This is a genomic window from Streptomyces sp. NPDC050856 (assembly GCF_040653855.1).
GTDB lineage: Bacteria > Actinomycetota > Actinomycetes > Streptomycetales > Streptomycetaceae > Streptomyces.
Window position 1 is genome coordinate 1 of the sequence record NZ_JBFAGV010000054.1, and the last position, 13,461, is coordinate 13,461.

13 protein-coding genes are annotated in these 13,461 nt (G+C 73.2%); 6 read left to right on the forward strand and 7 right to left on the reverse strand.

All coding sequences use genetic code 11. The features are described 5' to 3' along the window. Window positions 1–91: 91 nt before the first annotated feature. The 4 genes from AB0H53_RS28550 to AB0H53_RS28565 form a co-directional block, all read right to left on the reverse strand. The gene (locus AB0H53_RS28550) at window positions 92–2,857 is read right to left on the reverse strand and encodes an ATP-binding protein (protein WP_362119393.1); all 2,766 of its coding nucleotides are present in this window, start codon (window positions 2,855–2,857) and stop codon (window positions 92–94) included. Between the two features lie 230 nt (window positions 2,858–3,087). Then, window positions 3,088–3,411: an STAS domain-containing protein gene (locus AB0H53_RS28555; RefSeq protein WP_290111518.1), complete on the reverse strand. Its 324-nt coding sequence runs from the start codon at window positions 3,409–3,411 to the stop codon at window positions 3,088–3,090. Window positions 3,412–3,550: 139 nt separating this feature from the next. Continuing rightward, window positions 3,551–4,399, reverse strand: coding sequence for a 3-hydroxyacyl-CoA dehydrogenase family protein (locus AB0H53_RS28560; RefSeq protein ID WP_362119397.1), 849 nt, complete (start codon window positions 4,397–4,399; stop codon window positions 3,551–3,553). 110 nt (window positions 4,400–4,509) lie between these two features. Next, a complete protein-coding gene (locus tag AB0H53_RS28565) occupies window positions 4,510–5,178 on the reverse strand; it encodes a TetR/AcrR family transcriptional regulator (RefSeq protein WP_362119400.1) in 669 nt (222 codons plus the stop codon). Between the two features lie 79 nt (window positions 5,179–5,257). Between AB0H53_RS28565 and AB0H53_RS28570 the strand changes: the two genes are divergently transcribed. The 3 genes from AB0H53_RS28570 (at window position 5,258) to AB0H53_RS28580 (ending at window position 7,447) form a co-directional block, all read left to right on the forward strand. Continuing rightward, on the forward strand, window positions 5,258–6,040 hold the full coding sequence (locus tag AB0H53_RS28570) for an ATP-binding cassette domain-containing protein (protein ID WP_362119403.1): 783 nt from the start codon (window positions 5,258–5,260) through the stop codon (window positions 6,038–6,040). A 10-nt stretch (window positions 6,041–6,050) separates the two neighbouring features. Then, a complete protein-coding gene (locus tag AB0H53_RS28575; protein ID WP_362119406.1) occupies window positions 6,051–6,800 on the forward strand; it encodes an ABC transporter permease in 750 nt (249 codons plus the stop codon). Window positions 6,801–6,874: 74 nt separating this feature from the next. Further along, a complete protein-coding gene (locus AB0H53_RS28580; protein ID WP_362119409.1) occupies window positions 6,875–7,447 on the forward strand; it encodes a cob(I)yrinic acid a,c-diamide adenosyltransferase in 573 nt (190 codons plus the stop codon). Here AB0H53_RS28580 and AB0H53_RS28585 read toward each other — a convergent pair. Continuing rightward, window positions 7,367–8,011, reverse strand: a complete 645-nt coding sequence (locus AB0H53_RS28585) for a hypothetical protein (RefSeq protein WP_362119412.1) — start codon at window positions 8,009–8,011, stop codon at window positions 7,367–7,369. The genes AB0H53_RS28580 and AB0H53_RS28585 overlap by 81 nt on opposite strands. A 158-nt stretch (window positions 8,012–8,169) precedes the next feature. On the opposite strand from AB0H53_RS28585, the gene AB0H53_RS28590 reads away from it, so the two are divergent. From AB0H53_RS28590 to AB0H53_RS28600, 3 genes are all read left to right on the forward strand, one after another. Next, on the forward strand, window positions 8,170–9,378 hold the full coding sequence (locus AB0H53_RS28590) for a histidine kinase (protein WP_362119415.1): 1,209 nt from the start codon (window positions 8,170–8,172) through the stop codon (window positions 9,376–9,378). Then, window positions 9,375–10,040 (forward strand): response regulator transcription factor, encoded by a 666-nt coding sequence (locus AB0H53_RS28595; protein WP_362119418.1) that lies wholly within the window; start codon window positions 9,375–9,377, stop codon window positions 10,038–10,040. The genes AB0H53_RS28590 and AB0H53_RS28595 overlap by 4 nt, the downstream gene beginning before the upstream one ends. Window positions 10,041–10,246: 206 nt before the next feature. Next, window positions 10,247–12,040 carry a glycoside hydrolase family 18 chitinase gene (locus AB0H53_RS28600; RefSeq protein ID WP_362119427.1) on the forward strand — a complete coding sequence of 598 codons (1,794 nt, stop codon included), beginning with the start codon at window positions 10,247–10,249 and terminating at the stop codon, window positions 12,038–12,040. A gap of 16 nt (window positions 12,041–12,056) precedes the next feature. Here the strand turns inward: AB0H53_RS28600 and AB0H53_RS28605 are convergent, their stop codons facing one another. Continuing rightward, window positions 12,057–12,806 (reverse strand): 4'-phosphopantetheinyl transferase superfamily protein, encoded by a 750-nt coding sequence (locus AB0H53_RS28605; protein ID WP_362119421.1) that lies wholly within the window; start codon window positions 12,804–12,806, stop codon window positions 12,057–12,059. A 43-nt stretch (window positions 12,807–12,849) separates the two neighbouring features. Further along, window positions 12,850–13,311, reverse strand: a complete 462-nt coding sequence (locus tag AB0H53_RS28610; protein ID WP_362119424.1) for a DUF2550 domain-containing protein — start codon at window positions 13,309–13,311, stop codon at window positions 12,850–12,852. Window positions 13,312–13,461 lie beyond the last annotated feature (150 nt).

The following is a 13,461-nucleotide window of genomic DNA, read 5'->3' on the forward strand; positions in this document are numbered from 1 at the left end:
TCCTCCACACCTACAACCACCACCGCTGCCACACCGCACTCGGCGGACACCCGCCCATCAGCCGCGTGAACAACGCTCCGGGACAATACACCTAGGGCGCGGTGCCGGTGGTGCCGCCGTCGGTGGTTCCCCCGTCGGTGGTCCCGCCGTCGCTCGTCCCACTGCCGCTGGTCCCGCCGCCCGCGCCGCCCGAATCGGTGGAGCCACCGCTGTCCGAACCGCCGCCGGTGGACGAGCCGGACGTGGTCCCACCGGTGGTGGTGCCGCCGCTCGTGGTGCCACCGGTGGTCGTGGGCGAGCCGCTGCCGCTGGTGGTCGGCGTGGGCGAGGAGCTGCCACCGCTCGTCGGCGTACCGCTCCCGCCGCCGGTGGGCGAGGAACTGCCGCCCGAGGAGGGCGTGCCGCTGCCGCCGGTCGAGGTGGCCGTGCCGCCCGTCGTGGTCGGCGAACCGCCGGTGGTGGTCGCCGACGGCGTGCCGTCCGGCGTGGCCGACGGGTCGGCCGGACCGCTCCGGTCCGGGCGGGCCGACGAACCCGGGTCGCCCGGACCCTCCCCGTGGCCGCCCTGGCCGCCGGTGTGGCCACCGCCGGTGCCGCCTCCGCCCGGGCGGCGGGTGGAGTCGTGGCCCGGCTCCTCGGCGCCCGCGCCACCGTCACCGCCGGCGCCGGCGCCGTCGTCGGTGGCCGGCCGGTCGGTGGTGACCCGGTCACCGCCCCCTCCGTCACCGCCCTCACCGCCGCCGGAGGCCGCGCCGAGGGTCACCACGGTGCCCAGGACGGCGGCCAGCACCGCGCCCGCGCCCGCCGCGACCAGGTTGCGCCTGGCTCCGGTCAGGATGGTGCGCCGCGCCGTCCAGCGGGCCAGCGGCCCGCCCAGGAGCCCGGCCGGCGCCGTCGCCCCGGACCGTCCGGCGGTTTCCGCCGTCGCCGCACGGCCGGCCGGTCCGGCCGTCGCCGGCTCCGCCGCGCCGCCGCTCGCCGCCCCGGCGGCCGGTACGCCGGCGGGCGCGGCCACCGACGCGTCGTACCGCGCGCCGGTCACCGGCTCCTTCTCCGTCGACACGGTGCGCCCGCCCGGTGCCGACGGGCCCGGCAGGACAACCGGCAGAGCGGCCGCCGGACCTGCCGGCGCGCTCCCCGGGAGCGGTCCGCGCTCGCGGTCGGTGACCAGGGCCAGCGCCCGCCGCCCGGCGACGGTGCCGCGCTTGTCGGCGAGGGCGCCGCGCAGCGCGATGGAGGCCTCCAGTTCGGCGCGAGCCCGCTCCAGGTTCCCGGCGCACAGCGCCAGGACGCCCAACTCGTGGTGGAAGTAGGCCTCCTCGGCCACCTCGCCGGCGATCCTGGCCGCTTCCTGACCGGTGCGCAGCGCCCGTTCCCAGGCGCCCCAGTGCAGTCCGGCCGCGAAGGCGGGTACGGCGCTGCGGGCCAGCAGCACGGCGGCGCTGACGTGCGGGGCCTCGCCGTCGGTGTCCCGTCCGGGCGGTACGCCCGCGCCCGGTACGAGCGCGGCCATCGCGGCGAGCACGGCGTCGGCCTCGGCGGACGCGCGCTCGGGCGTGACCGAGGGGTGCCCGGCCCACCAGGCGTAGTGCTGGGCGGCGGTGTGGGCGCGGGTGATCGCCCCTTCGCCGTACCCGGCGTCGACGAGCTGGGAGGCGACCCCGGCGGCCAGCCGGTAGCGGCCGCCGACGGGGGTGAGCAGTCCGCAGCCGAGCAGTTCGCCGAGCGCCGCGTCGGCGTGGGTGTCGCCGATCAGCGCCGGCAGGTGGGCCTGGTGCGGCACCTCGCCGCCGAGCGCGACGGCGAAGCGCAGAGTCTTGCGGGCCGGTTCGGACAGCCGGGAGGCCAGCAGGGCGGCGGGGGCGGCGCCTTCGCCGAGCGAGGGCAGCGGCAGGTCGCGGGCGGCGGCGAACACACTGCCGTCGCCGTCCTCGCCGTCCTCGCCGTCCCGCTCGTCCTCGCCGGGTCCGGCGCGCAGCTCGTCGCGCTGCCGCAGCAGCGCCCCGGCCTGGACGAACCGCAGCGGCAGTCCCTCGGACTCGAACCAGAGGTCGCCGGCCCAGTTGGCCTCGTCGTCGGTGAGCGGCCGGTCGACAACGCGCTCCAGCAGTTCCAGGGTGGAGCCCCGGCCGAGCCCGGTCAGGACGACCTCTTCGAGGTGCGCGTCGGGCGAGGGCGCGGCGGCCTCGGGGGTGGTGGCGAGCAGGAACGCGCACTCCGGTGTGGCGTCGAGCAGTTCGTCCAGCGCGGCGCCGCCGAACTCCAGGTCGTCGACGACGACGACCGCGCCGATGTCGCGGACGAGGGTGCGCAGTCCGGCGCGGTCGGGCCGGTGGGCGGGGGCGCGGTAGACGGTGGCGAAGAGTTCGTGGAGCAGTTCAAAGGGCGTGCGGCGGTGTCCGGAGAGGCGGACGACCCCGTCGGGGGCGAGGTCGGCGCAGTCCGCCGCGACCGCGTCGAGCAGGGCGGTGCGCCCGGATCCGGGCTGGCCGGTCAGCCGTACCGAGCGGCCGCGTCCCAGCAGTTGCGTCAGGCGCTCGCGCTCCTGCTGGCGCTCCAGCAGCGGCAGCCGGGGGGAGGCGGGGCCCGGCGGCACCGGCGGGCCGGCGGCGCGGGCCAGGTCGGTGCGCTCCTGGGGGGTGCGGCGGCCGGGCGGTTCGGGCTGCCGGCCGGGCGGGCACGGCTCGATCTCGCTGCCGTCTATGGGGTTGACGGTGAGCAGGAAGTCGCCCGAGACGAGCTGGGCCGTGCGCGCGGGCGCCGGCTGCTTGGCCTGCCCGTCGCGCGCGGGGGGCCGCCGGGCGGCGGCGTCGCCGCCGTCGTGGCCGCGGCCGTACTCGTCCGGCATCGGATTCATCGGATCCAAGGTCAAGCCCCCAAAAGCGTCGCGCGCCGAAGTCCCTCCCGGCCGATCCGCGCGCCCGCTGGCGCTTGTGGTCCGGTGCCCGCCGTGTGGGTCCGTCAATCAGCGGGCGACCGAACCCTAGACGCTGGTTCAGTATCCAGGAACAGTCGGGGTGGCACGGCGCCCAAGACGTCACGGTCTCGTGAGGATTGTGCGCTGGCAGGAACCTGGTCCGATTTGCTTCACACGCGCGGCAACGTTTCGGCGGCCAGTCCGCCCTCGATGGCGAGGATGCGGTGCAGTCGGGTGGCCACCAGCAGGCGCTGCATCTGGGGCGGTACGCCCCGCAGCACCAGGCGGCGGCCGCACCGGCCGGCCCGCCGGTGCGCGCCCATGATGACCCCGAGTCCGGTGGCGTCCCAGGAGTCGAGACCGGTCAGGTCGAGCACCAGGTCGCCGGCTCCGTCGTCGACGGCCGAGTGCAGGACGGTACGGGCGTCCGCCGCGCTGCGGACGTCGAGGCGGCCCCCGACGACCAGTTCGGCGTGGTCGCCCCTGATGTGCATATGCGCTCCCCGAGAGTGCTTTGTTCGTCACGTCTTTCTATGCAACAACTGACTGCCGGACCGGGCTCGAAGTTGCCAGCTGTAAGCGAACCGATACCGAATTCACCCCATGGGGTGGTGGCACGGCGCTCGTCACGGCTCAGTGCTTGTAGAAGCCCTGCCCGCTCTTGCGGCCGATGTCACCAGCGTCCACCATCCGGCGCATCAGCTCCGGCGGGGCGAACTTCTCGTCCTGGGACTCGGTGTAGATGTTGCTGGTGGCGTGCAGCAGGATGTCGACGCCGGTGAGGTCGGCGGTGGCCAGCGGGCCCATGGCGTGGCCGAAGCCGAGCTTGCAGGCGACGTCGATGTCCTCGGCGGAGGCGACGCCCGACTCGTACAGCTTGGCCGCCTCGACCACCAGGGCGGAGATGAGGCGGGTGGTGACGAAGCCGGCCACGTCGCGGTTGACGACGATGCAGGTCTTGCCGACCGACTCGGCGAACTCGCGGGCGGTGGCGAGGGTTTCGTCGCTCGTCTTGTAGCCGCGCACCAGCTCGCAGAGCTGCATCATCGGGACGGGCGAGAAGAAGTGCGTACCCACGACGCGCTCCGGACGCTCCGTCACGGCCGCGATCTTGGTGATCGGGATGGCGGAGGTGTTGGAGGCGAGGACCGCGTCCTCGCGTACCAGCTTGTCGAGCGTGCGGAAGATGTCGTGCTTGACTTCCAGCTTCTCGAAGACCGCCTCCACGACGATGTCGGCGTCGGCCGCGGCGTCCAGGTCGATGGTGGTGGTGATGCGGGCGTACGCCGACTCCGCGGCCTCGGCGTCCATTCTGCCCTTGGCGACGAACTTGTCGTACGAGGCCTTGATGCCGTCCGTGCCCCGGGTCAGGGCCGCGTCGGTGACGTCGCGCAGGACGACTTCCCAGCCCGCCTGGGCGGAGACCTGCGCGATACCGGACCCCATGAGTCCGGCCCCGATGACGGCGAGCTTCCTGGCCACGTTCTACCCCTTAACGCCCGTTTAGTTTTCGGTTCTTCGGCGGAGGTTAGCGGTCCCCGGCGGGCCGTGGGGTGGTGAAGAGATGCGCGTCACGTCCCGGATGACGGACATCACACCGGTGCGCCGTCGCCGGTGAGGCGAACCGCGTAGGTGAGCACCTTCCGGCCCAGCAGCTCCTCCATCTCGTCGAGGAGGCCGAGGGCTTCGCGGGCCACCTCGGCGATGTCGCGCCGCTTGACCATCTCGGTGCCGATCCACCCCATCAGGGTGCCGTGGATCCAGGAGAGCTGCCCGGCGACCAGGGCGGGCATCGGGTCGTCGCCGGCCGCGCCGGTCTCCTGGGCGAGGGTGGTGGTGAGGTCGGACAGGGCCTCCTGCTGGATGGCCCAGAGGCGGGAGCGCAGCGCGTGCGCGTCGGTGATGACCCGCATGAAGTCGGCCCAGCCGGCGAACAGACCGACGGTCGGCGACTGGCTGACGACGGCGGCGCGCAGTTCGCGCAGGACCGCCTCGGCGGCGGACTCCCCGGGACGGCGCCCGCGCACGTACCGGGAGAGCCGGTCGACCACGTCCTCGCTCCGGTCGAGGAAGAGGTCCTCCTTGGCCGGGAAGTAGTTGTAGACGGTGTTGACGGAAACGTCGGCCGCCTTGGCGATCTCGGCGATCGTCACCGCGTCGAAGCCCCGCTCCAGGAACAGGCCGGTGGCCACGTCGGAGATGTGCTGCCTGGTCTGGCGCTTCTTGCGCTCTCGCAGTCCCTCGGTCGGCTCTTGGGTCATGCCCCCATCGTAACTTTCTTGGGCTCGTTCGAAACTTGGAGTTATTGCAAAATTTAAGCGACTCTGTTTTTCTGTGGGCATGGCAATCATCAACACGGCCGGCCTGGCCCACACCTTCCGGACCCGAGGCGGCCCGGTGGAAGCGGTGCGCGGCGTCGATCTGCGCGTCGCGCCCGGCGAGATCCTGGGCTTCCTCGGCCCCAACGGCGCCGGCAAGACCACCACCCTGCGCATGCTCACCACCCTGCTCCCGCCGACCGGCGGCGCCGCCACCGTCGCGGGGTGCGACCTGGCCGGCGACCCCGTCGGCGTACGGAGGAGGATCGGCTACGTCGCCCAGTCCGGCGGCACCGACCCGGGCGTCCCGGTGCGCGAGGAGCTCGTCACCCAGGGCCGGCTGTACGGGCTCACCAGGCGCCGGGCGGCGGCCCGAGCCGAGGAGCTGGCCGACGACCTGGACCTCGGCGCGCTGCTGGAGCGCCCGTGCGCGGCCCTCTCCGGCGGGCAGCGCAGGCGGCTCGACATCGCGATGGGCCTCACCCACCGGCCCGAGGTGCTGTTCCTCGACGAACCCACCACCGGGCTCGACCCGGGCAGCCGCGCCGACCTGTGGCGCCTGGTCCGGCGGCTGCGCGACCAGTACGGCACGACCGTCTTCCTCACCACCCACTACCTGGACGAGGCGGACGAGCTGTCCGACCGGCTGGTCGTGGTGGACCGGGGCACGGTCGTCGCCGACGGCACACCGGCCGCGCTCAAGGAGCGGTACGGCGGATCGCCCGGCGCCTCCCTCCAGGCCGCCTTCCTCGCCATCACCGGCCGGACGCCCGCGCCGGTGGACACCACCCCCGTCGCCGTCTAGGAGGTCCCCCGTGCTCACGCACGACATCGCGCTGGTCTTCGAGCGGTACGCCCGCCAGACGCTGCGCTCGAAGTTCCAGATGCTCTTCGGCGTCCTGATGCCGCTGCTGTACCTGCTCTTCTTCGGCCCGCTGCTCACCGGCCTGCCGCTCGGCTCCGCCGGCGACTCCTGGCAGGTCCTGGTGCCCGGCCTGCTGCTGCAGCTCGGCCTGTTCGGCGCGTCGTTCTCCGGGTTCGCCGTCATCGTCGAGAAGCAGACGGGCGTGGTCGAGCGGATGCGCGTCACCCCGGTCAGCCGGCTCGCGCTGCTGTTGGGCCGGGTGCTGCGGGACGCCGCCGTCCTCGTCCTCCAGGCCGTACTGCTGGTGCTCGCCGCCCTGCTGATGGGACTGCGCGCCCCGCTCGGCGGGATCCTGATCGGATTCGCGTTCGTCGCCGTCCTGGCGGTCGCGCTGGCCTCGCTCAGCTACGCGCTGGCGCTGAGGGTGTCCAAGCCGCAGGAGTTCGGGCCGGTCGTCAACGCCCTGAGCATGCCGTCCATGCTGCTGTCCGGCCTGATGCTGCCGATGGCCCTGGCCCCGGCCTGGCTGGACGCGCTCTCGCACCTCATGCCGTTCCGTTATCTGGTGGACGCGGTGCGGGCGGGGTACGTCGGGGACTACACGGGCACGGCGATGCTGTACGGCGTGCTGGTCGCCGCCGCCTTCGCGGCACTGGGCGTGACCGTGGGCACCCGGGTCTTCCGCCGGGCCGGGGCGTAGGGGCACCGGGCGGGCACCGGTCGGGCACCGGGCCGGCATACCCGTCCGGGGGTCTCCGTCACTAGGCTGGCGGCATGGTCAATCTGACGCGCATCTACACCCGTACCGGAGACAAGGGCACCACGGCGCTCGGCGACATGAGCCGTACCGCCAAGACGGACCTGCGGATCGCGGCGTACGCCGACGCCAACGAGGCCAACGCCGTGATCGGCACCGCCATCGCGCTCGGCCGGCTCGACGAGGAGGTCGTGAAGGTCCTGGTCCGCGTCCAGAACGACCTGTTCGACGTGGGCGCGGACCTGTCCACGCCGGTGGTCCGGGACCCGCAGTACCCGCCGCTGCGGGTGGAGCAGTCCTACATCGACAAGCTGGAGGCGGACTGCGACCGCTTCCTGGCGGACTTGGAGAAGCTGCGCTCCTTCATCCTGCCGGGCGGCACGCCCGGCGCGGCGCTGCTGCACCAGGCGTGCACGGTGGTCCGGCGGGCGGAGCGCTCGACGTGGGCGGCGCTGGAGGCGCACGGCGAGACGATGAACGCGCTGACGGCGACCTACCTCAACCGGCTGTCAGACCTTCTTTTCATCCTGGCCAGGACCGCGAACAAGGAGCTCGGGGACGTTCTGTGGGTCCCCGGCGGAGAGCGCTGAGGCGTCCTCCCCGGGCGGCGGGGCATCGCCCGCGGGCGGCCGCTTCGGCCAGATCGCGTAGCTGAGGGCGATCAGGCCGTGGATGCCGGCCGCCCGCCACGCCACGTGCGTCCAGCTCTCCAGCGAGGTGGTGCGGGCCGGGTCGCCCACGTACAGGATCGCCAGCCACAGCAGCGCGGTGGCGACCGCGGCCGCCAGGAGCGTGCCGAGCCAGAGCCCGCCCTCGTACCGGGCGCGCGCCATGCCGTGGCGGGGCGGCCCCGGCGGGCGCGGGGCGCCCGCGAGACGGTGGGCGGCGTGGCCGTCGAGCCACTTCACCGTGCGGTGGCCGTGGCCGACGGTGTACCCGATGTACAGCGCGGCCAGCCCGTGCTTCGCGCTGGGTTCGGCGCCGTTCTTCAGGTCCAGCGCGGTGACGACCAGCAGGAGGACCTCCAGCAGCGGCTCGCACAGCAGCAGGGCCATCCCGGTGCGGGGCATCCTCAGCAGGTACCGGACGGCCAGTCCCGCGGCCAGCAGCACCCAGAAGCCGACCTCGCAGATCACGATCAGCGCGACGATCACAGCGCTCTCCCTTCGTACGTCCTCCAGCCTGTCGGCCGCCGGACGCGGGTGCGTCGTCGCCGGTGACGATTCGCGGCTGCATCCTTCGGTGTACCGCGCCCTCCGCCCTCACCCCGCACGGGGAGGTCCGGGCGGGCGGCAGCGTGTTGGATGAACGGGTGAGACTCCCGCGTACGCATCGCGACGATGTGCTGATCGCCACCGCCGGGCTGGCCTGCGGCCTGCTGCTGTGGTCGTTGGGGCTGCACACCCAGGGCCCCGGCGTCGGGCTGCCCGCCGGCCCGCTGGTGCTGGCCCCGCTGGGGGCGATGGCGGCGGCGGAGCTGGTGCGCCGCACCATGCCGCGCACGGCGCTGGCGGTGGGGACGGTCGCGGTGGTCGCGGACCAGTTCACCCGCGGCAACCTGATGACGGTGGTGATGTTCGCCGACGTGGTCTATGCCGCCGTGGTGTGGGGGCCGCCGGCCGCCGCCCGGCGGATCCCGGTCACCACCGGGCTGATCACCGTCGCGGTGACCATCGGCTTCCTGGCCTGGTTCCGGGAGCCGGCGGCGCTGCTGATCGGTGTGGTGACCGCGCTGCTCACGTTCTTCCCCGCGCTGACCGGCGCGGTGGTGCGCAACCACCGCCAGGCCGCCGACACGGCGAGGCTGCGGGCCGCGCAGACCGCGCTGCTGGCCGAGATGGACCGCAGGCAGGCGGTGATCGCCGAGCGGTCCCGGATGGCCCGGGAGCTGCACGACATGGTCGCCAACCACCTGTCGGCCATCGCCATCCACTCCACCGCCGCGCTCTCCCTGGACGACCCGAAGACCTCGCGCGACGCGCTGGGGGTGATCCGGGAGAACAGCGTCGAGGGCCTCGCCGAGATGCGCCGGCTGATCGGCCTGCTGCGCGACAGCAGCGGCCACGACGAGCCCGCCGCCGCCCCGACCCTCGACGGCCTGGACGCGCTGGTGCGCCACACGGGGCTGAACGGCGCGGCCAGCGGGCTGACGTTCCGGCTGTCCGACGGGCGCCCGCCGGACACCTCGCTGCCGGCGCCGGTCGAGCTGGCGGCGTACCGCATCGTGCAGGAGTCGCTGACGAACACGCTCAAGCACGCCGACCCCGGTGAGGTGGCCATCACGCTGCGGTCGGCGGACCACGCCCTGACCGTCGAGGTGACCAGCCCGTTCGGCACCCGGCCGGGCCCCCGGGCGCCGGGGTCGGGCGCCGGTCTGGTGGGGATGCGGGAACGGGTCGCGCTGCTGGGCGGCCGGTTCGACGCGGGACCGGCCCCGGGGCCGCCGCGGGGGCCGGAGAGGATCTGGCGGGTACGGGCGGTACTGCCCGTTGCGGAGGACGACAAGGAGCCGTCGGCATGACTGACACAGCGCCCATCAGGGTGCTCGTCGCGGAGGACCAGAGCGCGGTGCGGGCGGGCCTGGTCCTCATCCTGGGCAGCGCGCCCGACATCGAGGTCGCCGGGGAGGCGGGGGACGGCGAGGAGGCGGTGCGGCTGGCCCGTGAACTGCGCCCGGACGTGGTGCTGATGGACCTCCAGATGCCGCGCCTGGACGGGGTGTCGGCCACCCGGCAACTGGTCGGCGAGGGCGTCGCGGACGTCCTGGTGCTGACCACGTTCGATCTGGACGAGTACGTCTTCGGGGCGCTGCGCGCCGGGGCGTCCGGGTTCCTGCTGAAGAACGCGGAGGCCGGGGACCTGATCGAGGCGGTACGGACGGTGGCGCGGGGCGAGGGCGTGATCGCCCCGGCGGTGACGCGCCGTCTGATCGCCGAGTTCGCCGCGCCGAGGGCACCGGCCCGGGCGCCGGACGCGCCCGATCCGGCGGTGCTGGAGGTGCTGACCCGGCGGGAGCGGGAGGTGCTGTCCTGTCTGGGCGAGGGGATGTCGAACGCGGACATCGCGGTGCGGCTGAACATGGCGGAGGCGACGGTGAAGACCCATGTGAGCCGGCTGCTCGGCAAGCTCGACCTGCGCAGCAGGGTGCAAGCGGCGGTGCTGGCGCAGGAGTTGGGCGTCTGAGAGGACGGCTCCGGCGGCCGTGCGACTTTGGTCTGGACCTATTGACGATTGGTCCAGACCTCCCTACTCTCACGGCACGCGCAACTGTTCGACGGACCCCCCACACCCGTCCCGTCCGCAACTCGAGGAGAGCACCCTTGAGCACCCAAGATCCCCCACGCATCAGCAGGTTCCGCGCAAGGGCCGCCGCCGGCCTCACCGCGCTGATGCTGCCGCTGGCCGCCATGGTCGGCCTCGCCCCGCCCGCCCAGGCCGCGGCCTCGGCGACCGCCACGTACACCAAGGCCTCCGACTGGGGCTCCGGCTTCGAGGGCAGGTGGACGGTGAAGAACACCGGTACCACCACTCTCAGCTCCTGGACCGTCGAGTGGGACTTCCCCACCGGCACGTCCGTCGGGTCCGCCTGGGACGCCACCGTCACCGGCAGCGGCACCCACTGGACCGCCAAGAACCTCAGCTGGAACGGCACCCTCGCCCCCGGCGCCTCGGTCACCTTCGGCTTCAACGGCTCCGGCACCGGCTCCCCCACCGGCTGCAAGCTCAACGGCGGCTCCTGCGACGGCGGCCCCGACGTCCCCGGCGACACCCCGCCCTCCGCGCCCGGTACGCCCGGCGCCTCCGACATCACCGACACCTCGGTGAAGCTGACCTGGGCGGCGGCCACCGACGACAAGGGCGTCAAGAACTACGACGTGCTGCGCGACGGCGCCAAGGTCGCCACGGTGACCGGCACCGCGTACGCCGACACCGGCCTGAGCGCCGGCACGGACTACTCGTACTCCGTCCAGGCCCGTGACACCGCCGACCAGACCGGTCCGGTCAGCGGCGCCCGCGCGGTGCGCACCACGGGTGGCGGCACCGAGCCCGGCCCGGGGCCCGGCCCCGGTTCCAAGGTCAACCTCGGTTACTTCACCAACTGGGGCGTCTACGGGCGCAACTACCACGTCAAGAACCTGGTGACGTCCGGCTCCGCCGCCAAGATCACGCACATCAACTACGCCTTCGGCAACGTCCAGGGCGGCAAGTGCACCATCGGTGACGCCTACGCCGACTACGACAAGGCGTACACCGCCGACCAGTCCGTCGACGGCAAGGCCGACACCTGGGACCAGCCGCTGCGCGGCAACTTCAACCAGCTGCGCAAGCTGAAGGCCAAGTACCCGCACATCAAGGTGCTGTGGTCGTTCGGCGGCTGGACCTGGTCCGGCGGCTTCCCCGACGCCGTGAAGAACCCGACCGCCTTCGCCCAGTCCTGCTACGACCTGGTGGAGGACCCGCGCTGGGCCGACGTCTTCGACGGCATCGACCTGGACTGGGAGTACCCCAACGCCTGCGGTCTGAGCTGCGACACCAGCGGACCGGCCGCGTTCAGGAACATGATGCAGGCCATGCGCGCCAAGTTCGGCGCCAACAACCTGGTCACCGCGGCCGTCACGGCGGACGCCACCCCCGGCGGCAAGATCGACGCGGCCGACTACGGCGGCGCCGCGCAGTACCTCGACTGGTACAACGTGATGACGTACGACTTCTTCGGCGCCTGGGCCAAGAACGGCCCGACCGCCCCGCACTCGCCCCTGACCTCGTACCCCGGCATCCCGCAGCAGGGCTACACCTCGGCCGAGGCCATCGCGAAGTTCAAGGCCAAGGGCGTGCCGTCGGCCAAGCTGCTCCTGGGCATCGGCTTCTACGGCCGCGGCTGGACCGGCGTCACCCAGAAGGAGCCGGGCGGCACCGCCACCGGCCCGGCGCAGGGCACCTACGAGGCGGGCATCGAGGACTACAAGGTCCTCAAGGCCAGCTGCCCCGCCAACGGCACCATCGCCGGTACGGCGTACGCGCACTGCGGCACCAACTGGTGGAGCTACGACACCCCCGCCACCGTCACCTCCAAGATGGCCTGGGCCAAGAGCCAGGGTCTGGGCGGCGCGTTCTTCTGGGAGTTCTCCGGTGACACCGCCAACGGTGAGCTGGTCAGCGCCATGGACAGCGGCCTGAAGTAACAGCGGTACCGATCGCTCAGCGGGGACGGCGCAGTACGGCGCCGTCCCCGCCGTGCGTCACCTCGTGCCGCACCACACGGCACTCCCCGTCGCCCAGCACGGCCACCGCCGCGCGGTGGCCCTCGCCCGCGTCGACGTCGTGGAGCCGCACCGGCAGGTGCGGCTGCGGCCGTTCCCGCCACTCGGCCAGCGCGGCCGGCACGTCCGGCGGGCTCACCGTCAGCCGCGCCGGGTCCACCATCAGCCCGTCCCCGGTGGCCTTCAGGACCGCTTCCTTGCGCGCCCAGTAACGGGTGAACGCCCACGGCCGCTCCGCGTCCGGCACCCGGTCCAGTGCGGCGCGCTCCGGCGCGGAAAGCACGTTCAGCGGGAGGTCCCGGCCGGCGGCGGTCTCCTCGATGTCCACGCCGACCGGCCCGGCCAGCGACAGCGCGACCGCCACCAGACCCCCCGAGTGAGACAGCGACAGCTCCAGCGGGGAGCCGGCCACCGCGGGCTTGCCGTGCGGACGGTCCGCGTCACAGTGCTTGCAGACGTGGGCGAAGCGCACCTCGCCCGGCTTCATCCCGTCGAGCTGTGCGGCGACCGTCTGGCGCAGCAGCGCGTGCGCCGTCAGATACAGCGCGCGGTCCTTCTCCCGTACGAACGCCTCATGCCGGCGCCGCTCATGATCGTCGAGCATCGGCAGCAGGGCCGGCACGGAAACGGCCTCGGCGATCCAGACATGGCACTCGCCCGCCCGTACCCGGGCTATGTCACCACTCACGCGACGATCTTCCCCTCCGGGGATCGCTCACGCCACCGTGGTTTTAGGCCACATTGACCCGCTGGCCCGGAGGCGCGGCCTCCAGCCAGGCCAGGAAGCCGGTCAGCGCGTCCTCGCTCATGGCCAGCTCCAGCCGCGTCCCGTGGTGCAGGCAGCCCAGCACCACCGAGTCCGACAGCAGCGCCAGCTCCTCCTCGCCCTCGGGCATCCGGCGGGCCAGCACCTCGATGCCCGAGCGCTCCAGCACCCGGCGCGGCCGGGGGGCGTACGAGAAGACCCGGAACCAGGCGACCCGGTCACCGCTGTAGCGGGCGACGCCGTACACCCAGCCCTTGCCGCTGGGGGTCCCTGCGGGGGAGCCGCCCTCCTCCGGCAGGTTCCAGCGCAGGCTGCAGTCGAAGGTGCCGCCGGAGCGCTGGATCAGCCGCCGGCGCAGCCCGAAGACGAAGAGCCCGATCACCACCAGTGCGACGACCAGGGCGCACACAAGCAGAGCGAGGAACATCTCCACCGACCTCCTCGCATCGTCCGGTAACGGAATACAGCCTGCACCTGCATCGCCTCAGCCGCGGGGGGGTGGGGGGGTGACGTGCCCCACGCGCGAGCGGGGGGTAAGAAAAAAAAAACGAAGGTAAAACAGAAAATGACAGAAAAA